Annotated in this window: 16 protein-coding genes; 12 read left to right on the top strand and 4 right to left on the bottom strand. The window is 50.5% G+C overall.

Annotated elements, in window-relative coordinates; translation table 11 throughout:
• Positions 1-3: 3 nt before the first annotated feature.
• Genes Q1A75_RS19780 through Q1A75_RS19750 form a run of 7 tightly spaced genes read left to right on the top strand, consistent with a single transcriptional unit; the run spans position 4 to position 5,491 of the window.
• Positions 4-1,287, top strand: coding sequence for a FliI/YscN family ATPase (locus Q1A75_RS19780; RefSeq protein WP_299545790.1), 1,284 nt, complete (start codon positions 4-6; stop codon positions 1,285-1,287).
• Positions 1,284-1,766: a hypothetical protein gene (locus Q1A75_RS19775; RefSeq protein WP_299545792.1), complete on the top strand. Its 483-nt coding sequence runs from the start codon at positions 1,284-1,286 to the stop codon at positions 1,764-1,766. Before Q1A75_RS19780 ends, Q1A75_RS19775 begins: the two co-directional genes overlap by 4 nt.
• Positions 1,767-1,771: 5 nt before the next feature.
• Positions 1,772-2,752 carry a FliM/FliN family flagellar motor switch protein gene (locus tag Q1A75_RS19770; protein ID WP_299545794.1) on the top strand — a complete coding sequence of 327 codons (981 nt, stop codon included), beginning with the start codon at positions 1,772-1,774 and terminating at the stop codon, positions 2,750-2,752.
• A complete protein-coding gene (sctR, locus tag Q1A75_RS19765; protein WP_299545795.1) occupies positions 2,749-3,408 on the top strand; it encodes a type III secretion system export apparatus subunit SctR in 660 nt (219 codons plus the stop codon). The genes Q1A75_RS19770 and sctR overlap by 4 nt, the downstream gene beginning before the upstream one ends.
• Position 3,409: 1 nt before the next feature.
• On the top strand, positions 3,410-3,679 hold the full coding sequence (gene sctS, locus Q1A75_RS19760; RefSeq protein ID WP_299545797.1) for a type III secretion system export apparatus subunit SctS: 270 nt from the start codon (positions 3,410-3,412) through the stop codon (positions 3,677-3,679).
• Positions 3,680-3,683: 4 nt separating this feature from the next.
• Positions 3,684-4,475, top strand: coding sequence for a type III secretion system export apparatus subunit SctT (gene sctT / locus Q1A75_RS19755; RefSeq protein WP_299640973.1), 792 nt, complete (start codon positions 3,684-3,686; stop codon positions 4,473-4,475).
• Entirely contained in the window at positions 4,472-5,491 is a 1,020-nt protein-coding gene (locus tag Q1A75_RS19750; RefSeq protein ID WP_299545800.1) for an EscU/YscU/HrcU family type III secretion system export apparatus switch protein, read from the top strand. The genes sctT and Q1A75_RS19750 overlap by 4 nt, the downstream gene beginning before the upstream one ends.
• Here the strand turns inward: Q1A75_RS19750 and Q1A75_RS19745 are convergent.
• Positions 5,486-6,178: a tetratricopeptide repeat protein gene (locus Q1A75_RS19745; protein ID WP_299545802.1), complete on the bottom strand. Its 693-nt coding sequence runs from the start codon at positions 6,176-6,178 to the stop codon at positions 5,486-5,488. The two genes, Q1A75_RS19750 and Q1A75_RS19745, sit on opposite strands and share 6 nt — an antisense overlap.
• Before the next feature lie 1,291 nt (positions 6,179-7,469).
• Here Q1A75_RS19745 and Q1A75_RS19740 point away from each other — a divergent pair.
• Entirely contained in the window at positions 7,470-8,357 is an 888-nt protein-coding gene (locus Q1A75_RS19740) for a LysR family transcriptional regulator (RefSeq protein ID WP_299545803.1), read from the top strand.
• Between the two features lie 107 nt (positions 8,358-8,464).
• Here Q1A75_RS19740 and Q1A75_RS19735 read toward each other — a convergent pair whose 3' ends face one another.
• The 3 genes from Q1A75_RS19735 to Q1A75_RS19725 all read right to left on the bottom strand — a co-directional run bounded on the left by Q1A75_RS19735 (position 8,465) and on the right by Q1A75_RS19725 (position 9,798).
• Positions 8,465-8,905, bottom strand: coding sequence for a hypothetical protein (locus Q1A75_RS19735; RefSeq protein WP_299545805.1), 441 nt, complete (start codon positions 8,903-8,905; stop codon positions 8,465-8,467).
• A 245-nt stretch (positions 8,906-9,150) separates the two neighbouring features.
• Positions 9,151-9,462 carry a hypothetical protein gene (locus Q1A75_RS19730; protein WP_299545807.1) on the bottom strand — a complete coding sequence of 104 codons (312 nt, stop codon included), beginning with the start codon at positions 9,460-9,462 and terminating at the stop codon, positions 9,151-9,153.
• A 9-nt stretch (positions 9,463-9,471) separates the two neighbouring features.
• Positions 9,472-9,798, bottom strand: a complete 327-nt coding sequence (locus Q1A75_RS19725; RefSeq protein WP_299545809.1) for a hypothetical protein — start codon at positions 9,796-9,798, stop codon at positions 9,472-9,474.
• A gap of 89 nt (positions 9,799-9,887) precedes the next feature.
• On the opposite strand from Q1A75_RS19725, the gene Q1A75_RS19720 reads away from it, so the two are divergent.
• The 4 genes from Q1A75_RS19720 to Q1A75_RS19705 are packed head-to-tail and all read left to right on the top strand — an operon-like array spanning position 9,888 to position 14,530.
• A complete protein-coding gene (locus Q1A75_RS19720; RefSeq protein ID WP_299545811.1) occupies positions 9,888-10,526 on the top strand; it encodes a hypothetical protein in 639 nt (212 codons plus the stop codon).
• Entirely contained in the window at positions 10,523-11,839 is a 1,317-nt protein-coding gene (locus tag Q1A75_RS19715) for a pilus assembly protein N-terminal domain-containing protein (RefSeq protein WP_299545813.1), read from the top strand. Before Q1A75_RS19720 ends, Q1A75_RS19715 begins: the two co-directional genes overlap by 4 nt.
• Before the next feature lie 4 nt (positions 11,840-11,843).
• Entirely contained in the window at positions 11,844-12,503 is a 660-nt protein-coding gene (locus tag Q1A75_RS19710; protein ID WP_299545815.1) for a hypothetical protein, read from the top strand.
• Positions 12,503-14,530, top strand: coding sequence for a flagellar biosynthesis protein FlhA (locus tag Q1A75_RS19705; protein WP_299545817.1), 2,028 nt, complete (start codon positions 12,503-12,505; stop codon positions 14,528-14,530). Before Q1A75_RS19710 ends, Q1A75_RS19705 begins: the two co-directional genes overlap by 1 nt.
• The last annotated feature ends 172 nt before the right edge of the window (positions 14,531-14,702 follow it).

Here is a 14,702-nt window from a genome sequence, read left to right as displayed (position 1 = left end):
TCCATGCAAGATACGCGGCTTCAGTATAAGATCAAAACGTCCAACCGTATTACGTCGGCCGTGGGACCCGTGGTCCGGGCATCCGGCAATTTCCGCATTGGCGACATCTGTGAGATTGATGTCGGCGATGGTCAGCACATTTTGTCTGAGGTGATAGGCTTTGATGATGGAGGCGCCTTGCTCACGCCTTACGGTGCCCTTACCGGCGTTTCCTCCCTTTCGCCCATTCGAAACGTGTCCGGCGGGTTCATGGTTCCTGTTGGTGACCCGCTCTTGGGGAGGGTGCTTGATGGTCAAGGTCAGCCCATCGATGGGCATGGTTCCTTCGGGAGCACACAATACTTCCCAAGCGACAATGAACCGCCTTCGGCCATGACTCGTCCTTTAATCGCGGATATCTTTTCAACGGGTGTGCGGGCCATTGATGGTTTGCTTACCTGTGCTGTTGGTCAACGCATTGGGATATTCGCGGCGGCAGGGGGCGGTAAGACAACGCTGTTGTCTATGATGATCCGTTTTGCGGAGTGTGACCGTGTCGTCGTGGCGCTGATCGGAGAGCGAGGCAGGGAAGTTCGCGAATTTGTAGAAGAGAGCCTTGGAAGCGCGGGTATGGCGCGTTCGGTTGTCGTTGTGGCGACCTCGGATCGGCCTTCAGTTGAGCAAGTCCAAGCGGCCTATACTGCGACCGCCATCGCGGAAGCCTTCCGAGAGGAGGGACACAAGGTATTGCTTATGGTCGATAGCCTTACCCGCTTTGCCCGCGCGCAACGACAAATAGGACTTTCTGCCGGGGAGCCACCAACACGACGGGGGTTTCCGCCCTCTGTTTTTTCGAAGCTTCCCAAGCTGGTGGAACGTAGTGGCAACTCTGACAATGGTTCCATCACCGCATTTTATACCGTGCTTATGGAAGGCGACGACATGAACGAACCGGTGGCCGATGAAACGCGATCCCTGCTGGACGGACACATTATTCTGAGCCGGGAGGTCGCCAAGAGTGGGCGTTATCCGGCAATCGATATTCTAGCATCAGCAAGCAGAGTAATGAACCAGGTCGTCACACGCGAACACCAAGATGAAGCAATACACTTCAAGGAACTCTACGACGCATATGCTGAGAACGAATTGCTGATCAAGATTGGTGAGTATCAGTCCGGTGGTGACCCGATCGTAGACAAGGCGATTTCGTTGCGTGAACAGATGCTCGCGTTCCTTAAACAGCGTGTGGATGAACCCAATCCGATTGAAGACACACTCTCTGCACTTAATGAGATGGTTGGCGGATGAATGACATTGGTCAGATCCTGAGTATCAGAACCCGGCGGTGCCAAAGTTCGACGGCACGTGTAGCGACAGCACAAAAGCAATTGACTGCGCGCCGCAAAGGCTACTCAACCGCGCTAAAAGTGCTTGATGCGTTCAAAGGTGACTTGGCTGAGATGGAACGCAAGCTTCTGGCTGATATCGTAGGCAAAAAGATCCGTCCTATAGATATCGAATACATTCACAAAACGCTCAAAGATGCCGCTAGCAGCGCCGACGACCTAATAAGCAACGTCAACAATGCCGAAAAGGCGATGTCCCAGGCGCAAGATCATCTCAAAACATGTCAGGTCGAAAACAAGGTGCTTACGGATCGGAAAGAGCGGATCGAAACGTTGTGTGATCAGAAAGCGCAGCTTCAGCGCCTTGCGGAAGCGGAGGCCGAGGAGGCCGAGGCCGAAGATATCGCAGAGCTCATCTTCCAGCACGGAAACCGAGGATAGGCACCATGCAGATCGAACGGGTGCAGGTTGAAACAGCGCGCTTGGTGAACCTGCTGGTGGCGCATATCGGTCTCGGCAATCATTTTGCGCAGCAAGATGTCGAGATCCGGCACATGGAGCCGGACGTGCTTGTTCTGTCAAATGATTACCGCATTGTGCGGTTGAGAACCCGTGTGGCAGATATGGATGTTTATATCCCTAGTAATTGCCTGGCTCATGCGCAGCACAGTTTCCTTGGATTTTCCGAAAATGGCAGTTCAATGTCAACTTTAGCCGAAGCGATTTTGCAGCATTTCACTGTGTTTTCGTGTTTGGAGCAGATTGGGCTTCCCGACGCAATTTTCAAGTTTGCGTCTGCTCAGGAATCCGAAGTGCGATGCGACCTATGCGTTCTGGCCCGATGGGAAGGGGGGAGCGCAAAGGTGGGGCTCCGTATCCGCGATGTGTTTGACGACGTACCGGAGCAGCCGGATTTCCCTCTATCTCAGAGGCTTCAAACACTCTGTAAGCGCGTTACTGTACGTTTTCCACGGACCGAAATCACGTCTCGTGCTCTCGCGAAGATAAGAAAAGGTTATGTTTATATGCTGTCCGCCGCCGATATCGAAAGGCAGGTCCGTATTGTCGCGGACAAGCAAGTTTGGATTGGCACCATGTCCGATGATCGCATTGTCGTAGAGGAGGCAGAACCCGAAATGCACGCCGTGTCAGTGGATGTGATTTCCTCGGACATGGAGCCGCAAGATGCGGTGCCTGATCTGGAAGAGGTTGCCGTCAACATTGACATCGAGCTCGGCTCAATTCCCATGAGTCTTGCCGAAATTCAAAACCTTGGACCCGGTAGTTCCTTACCGCTCTCTGAAGAGTTCGGCACACAAATCAGGATAGTCAATGAGGGCAAGCTACTAGGTGAGGGCAAACTGATCCTCGTGGATCGTGCATTGGGCGTTCGCATCACGAAGTGGTTTTTGAAGTTGCGCGCATGACGCCCGATCAGGTTCCTTCCTTTCTTCCGCTTCTATTTCTCGTTGTCGGGCTTAGTTTCATCCCCTTCCTTGGGGTGATGGCGACATCATTCACAAAGATTGTGATTGTACTGATGCTCTTGCGAAACGCTCTTGGCACCCAGACAGCCCCGTCCACATTGGTAATCAACTCCATAGCGTTATCGCTAACGATTTTTATCATGGCCCCAATTGGACTGGCGATCGAAGAACAACTGACGCAGGGGGGATACACGCTCACCAGTTGGGAGGAGGCTAATCAAATAAGGGAGGTTGTGTCTGGGGAATTCGTCACCTACCTGAGTAAGTTTGCAGGCGACAGCGAGATTGAATTCTTCATCTCGGCCGCACTGGATCTGTGGCCAGAGCCGATACATGACAATGCAACGGAGGACAGTCTGCTTATTCTTCTGCCGGCACATATTTCGAGCGAGCTAACGCGTGCGTTCCAAATTGCGTTTCTAATCTTTCTACCTTTTGTGGCTATCGACATGATCGTGTCCAATATCCTATTGGCGATGGGGGCCATGATGGTGCCACCGATGCTGGTATCGCTGCCACTCAAGCTCTTGGTGTTTGTAAGCGTCGATGGTTGGTCGCGCCTATTGCAAGCCCTGATCTTAAGTTACGCAGAATGATATGACGGAAGACTCCATCCTATACCTGGCCAAGGCGTCTCTTACGATCATCTATGAGATTTCGTTTCCGATCATTGCAGCCGCAACACTGGTCGGCCTCTTGGTTGCTCTTCTACAGACACTTATCCAACTCCAGGAACAAACGCTAAGTTTTGGAATGAAGCTGTTAGCGATTGGTTTCGTGCTGTCTACTGCTGGCCCGTGGATGGCAAGTGAGATGATGAACTTCATGAATATTGTTTTTGGTATGGTCGAACAGGGTCAGTTTTAGCGTGGTGGATTTTGATGCCCTCACCCCGCAAGACTTACCAGCTGTCCTGATCGGTCTCGCGCTGAGCAGCGCGCGCATTGCGGGTATTGTCTATGCGTCGCCTTTCTTAAGTAGAAAATCATCAACTGGAATCGTACGGTCGGCTTTTGTTGTTGCTTTGGCGATCACAGTCACACCTTCTGCCACGCCGGACATCGCCAGTATGGAAGGGCAGCACGACCTGGTATTCCTTCTGCTGAAGGAGATTATCATAGGATTATTGTTGGGTTTCGCGATCTGGCTTCCAGTGAGATCTATTGAGATCGCAGGTGTTCTACTGGATACGCAGCGCGGCAGTACAATGGCGCAGGATTTCAACGTCGTGTCAGGCTCCTCCCAGGCGACACCAACTGCTATTTTGCTCGAGCAAATCTTTAGTGGGTGGTTCTTCACGATGGGCGGGCTTCTCGTGTTTATCGACTTTGTCTTTACCAGCTACCAGATATGGCCCATCCTCGAGAAGGCACCTTATTTTGATCAAACCTTTGCACCTGTCTTTCTTGATCTGACTGGCTCATTGCTGCTGACGTCGATCATCTTTATCATGCCAATCTCTGGCTTCTTACTGATCATTGATATCGCGGTAGCTTACTTGGCCAAGGTCGCTCCGACGATCAATGCGCTGACTTTCGGCATGCCCGCGAAGTCGCTCGTCGTTGTCATTTCATTGATGGTCTATATCGCCATACTGATGCCAATCGCGTTTGATGGGTTTGGCGATGGGCTACACAACCTCCCCAGGATACTCCGTCAATGAGTGGGGAAAAGACAGAAAAACCAACAGAAAAAAAGATCGACCAGGCGCGAGAAAAAGGAAATGTCGCCGAACGAAAGAACGCCTTGGAAGCGATGATTATTATAGGCACGAGCGTTTTTATCATCTCCATGGCGGGTTCTGTAGCCTCGGACCTCGTCAGATTTTTCGACAACACAATTGAGAGCCTTCATCGGCCGTTTGAGGAGGTCAGCATACAGGTTGCACTTGAGGCGCGCAGCGTAATTTCAATTGTGTTTGTGGTAGCTATGGCGAATGGCCTGTTAGCGCTATTCATCACACTTCTCCTGAATAAGTTTAACTTCTCACCACAATCACTTTCTCCCAAGTTTGAAAAATTTAACCCGATCAGCGGCCTAAAAAATATCTTTTCATTAAAAACACTTTATAATTTCTTTCGTATATTGATACTTCTCATCACCATAACCGCTCTATCTTTTGCTGTGGTGCGGTATAACTTTATCGATGTGGTGGCCGCATCTTTTTGTGGCTTGCCATGTTTTGCTGACGTTTTTTTGTATCTTTTGAAGTCGCTTTGTTATGGCGTTTGTGCGGTTCTGTTCATACTCTCGGTACTGGACTTTAAGATCCAGAACGCTCTGTACACTAAACAAAATAAGATGTCGAAAGATGACGTAAAGCGTGAACAGAAAGATGCGAATGGTAATCCCGAGATAAAAGCTGAACGTCAGAGTATTGCACACCGTAACATGAACGGCCCTGCGTTATCCTCAGCAACACATGTAATACATTCCGACGATGGAATGATCGTACTTCACCGCGACCCCGACGAGCCAGACTTGCCGCCCTATGTGTTACTAAAGACCAAAACTATGCGCCCTGATTTGGTGCAAAAGCTTTCTGGCGGTGGCGCGAAGGTGGTTCAATCATCCTCGCTTGTCAGCGGTATGTTCAAAAAGGCAAAAGTCGACAACTTTGTCGACGCTGGAATGGCAAAATACATCGTGGAACTCTACAAGACTACCGGCGAGCTATAGCGCTGCGGCGAGTTCACGCGCAGCGCTGCGTTCCGAATTCGACAGCTCCAGCCGAGACGCGCTGTCGGAATCATTTTTGGCATAGTAGGCCACCGCGAGGTTTAGCTTGTAGGTGCGATTGCGAAGGTATGACTGTACGAGTTGCTCGAAACGAGCCGTTGCATGATTGAAATCCCGAGACAAGAGCAGTGAGAACGCCAAGTTGTTGTGGGCTTCCTGATAGCCAGGGTCGAGCGCCAGCGCTCGTTGGTAGAATTGTTGCGCAGTCTGGTGCGAACCTGCGATATCATGAGAAACGCCAAATGCGTTCAGTGCTTCGATTCGGGCTGGGTCGGCTGCAAGTACCGCGTTCAGGTGCGTGCGCGCGTCGGTTACGCTATTTGTTTTGAGCGCAACCCGGCCCAATCCCAACTGTGCCTCAATGGGCTGCCCGGCTTGTTCCAGCCGTGTGTATGCGGCACGGGCGCGCAGAATTGCGTCGTACTCCAGATAGAGTTCCCCAAGTGCAGTCAATACGGTGCTATTGTTGCTGTACTGCTCTAGAACAGAGTCGAGGACGTCGAAAGCGCGGCCCCGCTCGTCAAACTGCAAAAGCTGTCTAGCGGCAGAAACCTCTCCCTGCCAACCCAAACGATTCTCCACAGCTACGCAACCAGACAGCGCTGCTGACGCAAGAAAGATGGTCAAATATTTCGATATCATTATTGGTTCCCCAAGTGGTCAAATTGTAGACTTTTTACACGCTGATACTTGCGCATCTCACAACTCGCTAAGAACTTACCTCAGCGTTACAAAGCTGGGCGTTTCAAGGATGGTGGCAGCCAACTTCATTGCTAGTGTTTGCGAGCCGGAGAGTCCATCAAGCATGCCGCATGTTTCACCATCTGCCGACTATTCTTGGCCGAAGTGCTCTCATGGTGTGCCAGCCAACACTATTGCAATGACTTATCTCGTTGAATCGATTCGCGTTGACGCTTGAAGTGACGCGCATTGTCAGGTTGTTTCCTGGAATCTCAGTTGAATAAAAATCGCACAAACGTGGCCGTAGTGATGCTGTGCCGTCTCGGAGTGCGTGTTGCTCTTCTCAGCTTACGGATTAGAGATGCGACATGGCAGCACCCAGCGATGATAGGCGTTGCATTCGAGGGGAACGGCCGACGTCCGTGTTCTACATTCCGCGATCATGGGATCGTCAGAAGTGGCCTTGACCTCTGAAACCGGTCCGGGATGGGTTTACGATTTTGGCACGTTTTGGGTGAGCTTCTCATTGATGTGAACGAGACGTGATCCGGACACTCATCCCGAAACGTCATCGTGTCTGCCCGTATCGATCTGATCAAACCGACCACAACGAAGCAAGGTGGCACTCCTCGCCGGGAAACCGTAGTTTGAGTGAGCTGGTAGCCCGACTGAACGAAGCCCGAGTGGTCATATGGAGACCACGCCAGAAACGGGGTGAGGTCCAAACCTCCACTTCCCTAAACATAACCGCCGCCTGCTCAGGCGGGGCCGATACAGGATGCCGCAGGCCGGCCTAAGGGTGATTAATTGCACGGCAAGACTCACATCGACATTTCAGTGTGCCGATCTCAACAAATGGTGATCTACTTCCGCGTCCGTGGATAAGTCGTCTGCCCTCGCAATTAAGTTGGCCACTGGACATAACCGGCTTATTTAATAAAATAATTGAAATCAATAACTTAACGGACAGGCTAGACGCGACTTCCTTTGGGCGTTCGGCGAGCATGAAGCCACCGATTCTTCGCCTATCACAATCTGATATGGGCATTTTCTCGCCTCTTTTCTTTTGGATAATACACATCTCTTGTTTGTATTGCCGCACAATCTAAAAATTGGGAAATATAAAAGTGATATGAAGTGTCTCCGTTTGAAACTAGAAGCGGGACCAAGTGCCTGCTTGGCAGCGTCGCATCGCCGTGCCGCGTTGGAATAGTGGTCCACTGTAAGGAGATGAAGAATGCGAAATATCTCGCTTAAAAAGATGAGAGTATTTGTTTCGGTGGTTGAATGCGGAGCTTTTGGCAAGGCGGCTTCGAAGGAAAATATTACCCAGCCGGCAGCCACGATGATTGTTAACCAAATTGAGGAAGAGCTCGGCGTATCACTTTTTGAAAGAGCCGGAACTGTCCGAAAGGCACAACTGACATCTCAGGGTCAAAAAGCGGCCAATGCATTTCGCAATATTATTTCTTCATTTGAACGGGAGCTTGACGAGCTAAACGAAGCCCCTGACCGTATGAAGATTATTCGAATTGCAATACAGCATGGGTTGACTACCGGACTTGAGTGTCAGCTTGAGAATTCGATTGAGCTAACCAAAACAAACAAGCTAGTGGTCATTGAAGAACAAGCGCGGGAAGTAATACTGGAACAACTGAGATGTCGTAGCTTGCACATGGGTATTATTATGGGTGACAGTCATAGCCATCATTTCGATTTGCGCCATATCGGAGATGAAGATTTGGTTCTGGTTGTACCAGAAACGGCCTGCAAGCGGCTCAAGCGGGCCGCTTGGGATGAATTGCCAGACATCTGTTTTGTTTCCTCAGGTCTTGGTGCCAAGGTACTGGAGCAGATTGAAAAGCGGGTCCGAATGTCGAAGGGAAAGTCGCCACGCCTGGTACAGCTAAACAGTGGCGAGCTGCTTGGTCATCAGATACGAATGCATGGCTGTCCTGTTATCACATCAAGCCGGACTGCGCGCTTTCTGGCAGCCGGAAGAAATTTTCAATGTTTGTCCTTTCAAAACGATACGATTCCTCTGCCTATATTTGCGGCTGGGCACCGTGGAGCACTTAGCGATCCGATTTTTCACCTTATGCGGAACACGTTTTCAGCTCGTTAGGATATATATGAAAAAACGATACTATGAGATTTCGCAACCAACGGGGTGCCTTTAACGTGACCTCCTCCAGGTAAATACCGGAGTGCTCAGAAAGAATTTCCTGAAGTTTATTTTGCTAATCGCTTATAGGCACTGATTGTGGATTGCCGAACGAAAAATTGGGTTATTTCAGGATCTTGGTCGGGATCGCTGACCCTGAGAATAAAGAATTGCGCCGGAATACTCCGTGCACCAACTTTTTGGATAGTGCTACGAAAAAAATCCACAACCTTGGCGCGATAGATCCGCTCCGGTCGGGTAGGAGAAACGCCAACAAAATCTATGCCCGAGTAGCCGCCACAAAAATAATTATGAATAAATTTATCGAATACATCATCGTAGGAATACGACCGGCGGGCAATAAAGGAGACATTGCTCCAATCAAAAATAATCTGCGCGGGTACATCTAGAGCAGGCGCAATACTTACCTGGGCATTTTGTTCATCTAATATATCGCATGCACTCCGAAATTCGGTATTCGACATCAAAAAATTTAGACGTAGTGTCATGTGTGAATATCTGATCAGAAGCGCCTTTACTCTGGCAAGAAGCTTTCTGACCAAGCCTCTCGGTTTGTTTTTAGCGTTTAGTCACCTGCGTCGAGATTTAAACATGGCAATACTATAGTAACAGTGGGAATGGCTACAAGACGATGCGCGTATTCCCGCCTTGTCTCTTTTATGAGTCCCGAAGTACAGATGGGATGGTACGGAAGCTGGCTATGGTTACCGGTATCGTAGTTCAAAGTGGTCAATCAATTATTGTAAGTACCAAGAGCCCTTCGAATTCTCTCGCCCCTCTCTTCGGCGGATAACTGCCGAAGCATTCCCAGCCTTGCTCTTAGATATTTGGTATTCGTGGTATCGATAGCACTTGCGTTCAGCACATCCTCCGCCTCATCGAAATCCCCTTTGAGGAGCAGCGCGTAGCTGTGAAGTTCAATAAGCCTGCTATCTTTGGGAAATAGGTGGGCAGCCAGTTCGGTATATTTAACCGCCTTCTCGATGTAGAAACCTTGGATACTGTAGCTCGCAACCAGGTATATTGCGTCTGCTTCACGGGACATTGAGTTACCTTAGATAATAATGATACTGCTGCGTGTTGCATTTGAAAAACCGATAAGATCGACTTCACCCCGCAACAAGTTGATGACATCTTGCAGAAGAGTGGAGTCAATGGTCGTGTGTGTGTCGTCCGATGCAAGATGGTCGATCAAGTGATTGATCAGATGAAGAGCGTCGGCACTGGAGGAGAAGCGTTCGACAATTGTTGACATCTCTTGGAAGGAGAAATCCACAACTGGATCAATACCATGAAGGTGGGATGGGTAATTTAGAATTTCAGCTTCCGCTGCGAGATCAATATCAGACAAGGCTGCATCCTCCTGGCCGTGGAGTGTCATATGGAATGCTTATCACGAATTAGGTTCTTATGAATTTCTCCGCTGCAGGTTAGCAGTTACGGTGCGAATATCAGAGGAGGGGAAAAACCGTGTCTTTGACCCAAAATGTAACGGCGAAGCCGGTTGCCGTCCGAACAGACGCCAGTGCTTTGTCGGAAGAAGCTCGAGATGATGGTGCGCTCGCACCGAAGCGGGAGAAACGGCGGGGCGCAGCCACGAAAAAGCCAGTCGCGGGGCAGCAGTCGAACCAGCAAATGCGCGGTGTTTTCGACGCGGGGCACAGTGGCGCCTATGAAGAGGCCACAGACAACGATGGTGGCGTCGAGAGGGGAAACGCGGGCCGGGCACGCAAGGGCGACACCCTAGATGATATGGAACTGGACGCGAGTTGGGTTTCAAACTCTGTTCGTCAGATGGAGAACAGCACCAGCGGAAACAATGATGAGCAGCAGCCCGAAAAGGCAACCAGGGCTGGTCAGGTTACGGAGACCGCTCCGACTCGATCAAAGACAACTGTCCCCAAAACGGCAGTAGCAAAGAATGATGCCTTGTTACGTAACACATTGACTTTGAGCAAGGAAAGCACGTCAAGCCTTGCGCTATCCGAGAAGTTCGAGACGGTTTCTGCCATGCTGCATTCCAGCACTTTGTGGACCAGTGACCCATTGTTTGATAAGTACGCAATGCGTGTCCAATTCAGTCACGCCAGCGGATGGGAGACTTCATGACAAAATACGTGCTTTTGCGGTCTATTCGGCCGATGCTGTTGCTGATCCTTACGCTTGTCGTATGGTGCAACATCGCGTCGGCACAGGGTGTTATGGTGCTGGAAGAAGGCAAAGGCGAACTGATCTCTCGGTCCGAGATGATAAGCAACGTATTCATTGCGGACCCGTCTCTGGCGGACGTGTCGATCGCTGATGATGGTTCAATTTTTATCTTTGCAAAACAATCAGGCGAAACCAGCCTGATTGCCACTGGCGAGGATGGTTCTATAGTGATCGAGCAGACACTGCGCGTGATCCCAAACCTCGCCGAGTTGAGAAGTTCGGTATCACGGCTCTACCCAAGTGCGGCGGTGGTCTTTGGTACATCTCGCGGTCAATTAGTGGTTCGTGGCGTAGCCCCATCCGAAGTGGTGCGCGCCGGTGTTATTCAGACGGCCGAAGCGTTCGTGAAGGACAGCATCGTCGTTGATCAAATCCAGGTTAGTTCCTCGAACATCGTACGACTGAACGTCAAGCTTTATGAGTTGCAAGGCAATAAGACGCGTACGAGAGGCGTAAACAATCTAAGCATTTCCGGAAGCGGGCTGACTATTGCCGCCACGCCGTCTAACTCTGCCGAAATCTCGCTTTCCTACGACGAAAGTACTGCGTCCGATCCCGCAAAGTTATTAGTGGCACTGCAGCTTCTTGAAACAAATGGATTGGTCAGTCTCATTGAAAATACAACGATCGCGACCGTGATTGGTGAGCCTGCGACCCTTACTGTCGGAGGTCAGTTTCCTGTACCCGTAGGCGGAACACTAGACACAACCGAAGAGGATCCCGTACGGCGCACAGGTGTGGAATACCGCTTCTTTGGGACAAAGATGCTTTTCAAACCTGAGGTCGCTGCTGGTGGGAAAATTCGCCTCACGGTAGACAGCGAAATATCAAACCCAGCGTCGACCACATCTGAGGTCGATGGAAATATTCTGCAAAACTTCGTGACGCGGTCGGTTTCATCCAAGGTCGAACTTAAGGACGGTGAACCTTTTCTCCTGGCTGGACTATCGCGCGACCTTTCTCGGCTTAGCGCGACGCGACCCAGCCGGGCTCCGTTGAGTCGGGTCGCGCAATCGATTTTTGGGCGCAGTTCAGTATCAGAAGATAGCCTGAACCTTCTCCTTGTTCTGACGCCGTTATATTCGGAGCCGCCGGTGGAAAAGAAGGAACGGGTTTCGACAAGGGGTAACCTACAACACCTCTTCGAGCACAGGGGGAAAAAGCTTTCTAGAGGTGTGACCGACGTTCGTGGATTTGGGTTTACGTATTAGAGCAATGAAACCAATTGCAGCTATAATCTTCGGTGCTCATGTCGTAGGTGTAACGACGGCCGCAGCCGAGTGCATCCCTCCATCGCCTACGACAGATAGCGTAGCGAGCCTTCCTGAACAGGTGCGGGACTATCCTTTTACAGGCCGGGGCGTGTTCGCTCAAAGTGTGCTGCGGGCCTTTGCAGAAGATCTTGAGATTGGGATCTTTATCGATCCGACGGTTGAAGATGTTCAAATTGACCTACCCAACCAAGCATACACCAGGTTTCTGTTCATAGAAGCTGTGGCGCGCGCTGCAGACCTAGCCTGGTACTTTGATGGGGCTGTGCTTCAAATACTGCCTGTGTCTGCGATTGAAACCAAAGTTATCGCGCTGGAATCTCTTCTTGCTCGGGATGGGATTGCGGCATTGCAGGAGCTTGGAATCTATCAGGATCGGTTCCTGCATTGTGTCGGTCGAATGAACCAAGTGCTGCGTGTTACGGGACCGCAACGATATGCCGAAACGGTTGAAGCAGCTCTAACGGCTCTTGAGGGGGCTGAAGTTACCGTTGCTAAACGGATCAACGTCCCGATCAACAATGCGTCAGAGGTTTTTGGCGGTGTTCAAAGCCCTGACCAGCGGGAGCCTGGACAGGTTACGGAAACTAGTTCCGAAAACTGATGGGCCAGCACAAGGACATCTACCTGATAGGGCTCGTAGTCATCGTCATTATGATGATGATCATACCGTTGCCAACAGCATTGATGGACGTGATGATCGCGCTCAACTTAGCGGCTTCTATTATAATCATGCTCATGGCGATTCAATTGAAGCGTCCGGTGGAATTCACAACTTTTCCCTCCCTTCTTCTTGTGACTACCCTATTTCGATTGGCAATTTCAATTTCGACCACCCGATTAATCCTTATTGAAGGAGATGCGGGAAAAATCGTAGAGACTTTCGGTGAAACCGTTATCGGCGGGAATTTGATCGTTGGTCTTGTGATTTTCCTGATTATCACGGTCGTCCAGTTTGTTGTCATCACCAAAGGGGCTGATCGTGTCGCGGAGGTCGGTGCGAGATTTACGCTGGATGGCTTGCCTGGCAAGCAAATGAGCGTTGATGCCGACGTACGCGCTGGCAACATCGATCAGGAAGGGGCTAAGGGCCAGCGGGAAGTACTCGAGCAGGAAACCAAGCTTTTCGGTGCCATGGATGGTGCCATGAAATTTGTTAAGGGCGACGCTGTGGCGGGGCTGGTGATCACGGCCGTTAACCTTTTCGGCGGCATTGCGATTGGTGTCTTCCAACTGGGTTATCCGTTTTCAGATGCGCTTGAGCTTTATGCTCTAATGACCATCGGCGATGGGCTTGTGGCACAGATCCCCGCACTGCTGATCTCTGTTGCTGCTGGCACGATTGTTACTCGTGTGACAAACCCGCGTGGTTTGGATTTGGGCACGGAGATCGCGGTGCAGCTTACGGCAAATTCGCGAACAGCTATCCTGGCCGGCTGTGTTATCTGTTTATTTGGGTTTGTACCAGGTTTCCCAACACTGATCTTTATCGCCATCGGTGCGACACTCTCCGGCGCTGTTTATTATGTCTCAAAGCAGCAAAACAAGGAAGTAGGCGAAGAAGAGGTCAAACTGGAGTGGATAGACTTTATTCAGCGCAACAATGACAGTTGTGATGAGGTGTTGGATCGCACAGGTGTTCCACCTGGAGTGACGATTTATTTGCCCAACTCTGCATTTCGACAGGAGGCAGAAGCATTTCGCCGGGACATGGTTGCCTGCAAAAAGGCGCTCAAAAAACGCTATGGCGTGGATGTGGGATACTGGCGTATCGAGCTCAACTTGAACGAAGAAGAAAAGTATCAGGTTGATATTCTGGGCCAACGTGGAGGGGGCGGTACGATTTTGAGCGGCACGGTCTTTGCTAGAGTCAACGCATCGTACTTGAACGAGTTGAATATCCCCACGGTTGCGAACTTTGAGTTCATGGAAGCCAGCCGGATCAGTACAGACTACTTAGATGCCTTGGAGACAGAGAACATTCCATTCCTGCTGCCTTCGCAGGAGATCCTGGAAAAAGCGCGCGAGCTTGTTTCCGAGAACCTCAAAGCCTTTGTGTCGGTAAAACTGGTTTCCGCTGCCCTTGAAGAAATAATCGAACAAAACAAAGCTTTGGCTGGAGACCTCAAAGAAAATGTCTCCAACACGCTGATTGCAACGATACTAAAGCATTTGTGCGAGGAAAAAATTCCAATTAATTCGCTGCCGCTGATTTTGGAAACTATTCTCGAAACGTCGACGAGCTCTTCTGACCCGCAAGTGGTGCTGCAGCAAGTGCGGGTGGCGATGGCAACTGTGATCACCAATCTATTTTCTCGCAACCAATATTTACCGGTTCTAGTAATGTCTCCGACTCTTGAAAGCCATTTGCGCGAAGGCATTCGGAGCACCGACCAGCAGCAATATCTCGTTTTGGACAGTGTGATCACCGAACAATTGACCGGCATTGTGAAGAAGAAGGTACCTGGTGCCTTTTTACCGGGTGTTTCGCCTGTTGTCGTGGCTCAGCAGGATGTCCGCCGTGCGCTATTTCATACATTGAGCAAGCAGGGTCTGCATGTGCCGGTGATCGCCTATCAAGAATTGCTGTCATCCACCGTTATTTACCCGGTTGGTGTAATTGACGTCTAAGGTCTGAGCCTCTTCGAAACAATGTTTTCTCGGGGGAAGAAGGTCCATGCTGTGATGCGCGTGTCAGATATCGGCGGGCTGAAGCAACTTGGGCACTAGTGTTCCGAGTCTGACACCTCTTACCTGTTCCCCCGGATTTCATCGAGGGAGTTCAGAGCGCGGCGTTCACGGG

The organism is uncultured Tateyamaria sp., assembly GCF_947504105.1.
GTDB lineage: Bacteria > Pseudomonadota > Alphaproteobacteria > Rhodobacterales > Rhodobacteraceae > Tateyamaria.
This window is presented reverse-complemented; position numbering and strand designations above follow the sequence as displayed.

What these genes read in the sequence shown, in the direction of transcription:
- Q1A75_RS19780 (WP_299545790.1), top strand. Translation starts at nt 4, where the DNA reads ATGCAAGATACGCGGCTTCAGTATAAGATCAAAACGTCCAACCGTATT.
- Q1A75_RS19735 (WP_299545805.1), bottom strand. Translation starts at nt 8,905, where the DNA reads ATGACACTACGTCTAAATTTTTTGATGTCGAATACCGAATTTCGGAGT.
- Q1A75_RS19750 (WP_299545800.1), top strand. Translation starts at nt 4,472, where the DNA reads ATGAGTGGGGAAAAGACAGAAAAACCAACAGAAAAAAAGATCGACCAG.
- sctS (WP_299545797.1), top strand. Translation starts at nt 3,410, where the DNA reads ATGACGGAAGACTCCATCCTATACCTGGCCAAGGCGTCTCTTACGATC.
- Q1A75_RS19705 (WP_299545817.1), top strand. Translation starts at nt 12,503, where the DNA reads ATGGGCCAGCACAAGGACATCTACCTGATAGGGCTCGTAGTCATCGTC.
- Q1A75_RS19725 (WP_299545809.1), bottom strand. Translation starts at nt 9,798, where the DNA reads ATGACACTCCACGGCCAGGAGGATGCAGCCTTGTCTGATATTGATCTC.
- Q1A75_RS19770 (WP_299545794.1), top strand. Translation starts at nt 1,772, where the DNA reads ATGCAGATCGAACGGGTGCAGGTTGAAACAGCGCGCTTGGTGAACCTG.
- Q1A75_RS19730 (WP_299545807.1), bottom strand. Translation starts at nt 9,462, where the DNA reads ATGTCCCGTGAAGCAGACGCAATATACCTGGTTGCGAGCTACAGTATC.
- sctR (WP_299545795.1), top strand. Translation starts at nt 2,749, where the DNA reads ATGACGCCCGATCAGGTTCCTTCCTTTCTTCCGCTTCTATTTCTCGTT.
- Q1A75_RS19740 (WP_299545803.1), top strand. Translation starts at nt 7,470, where the DNA reads ATGCGAAATATCTCGCTTAAAAAGATGAGAGTATTTGTTTCGGTGGTT.
- Q1A75_RS19775 (WP_299545792.1), top strand. Translation starts at nt 1,284, where the DNA reads ATGAATGACATTGGTCAGATCCTGAGTATCAGAACCCGGCGGTGCCAA.
- Q1A75_RS19715 (WP_299545813.1), top strand. Translation starts at nt 10,523, where the DNA reads ATGACAAAATACGTGCTTTTGCGGTCTATTCGGCCGATGCTGTTGCTG.
- Q1A75_RS19710 (WP_299545815.1), top strand. Translation starts at nt 11,844, where the DNA reads ATGAAACCAATTGCAGCTATAATCTTCGGTGCTCATGTCGTAGGTGTA.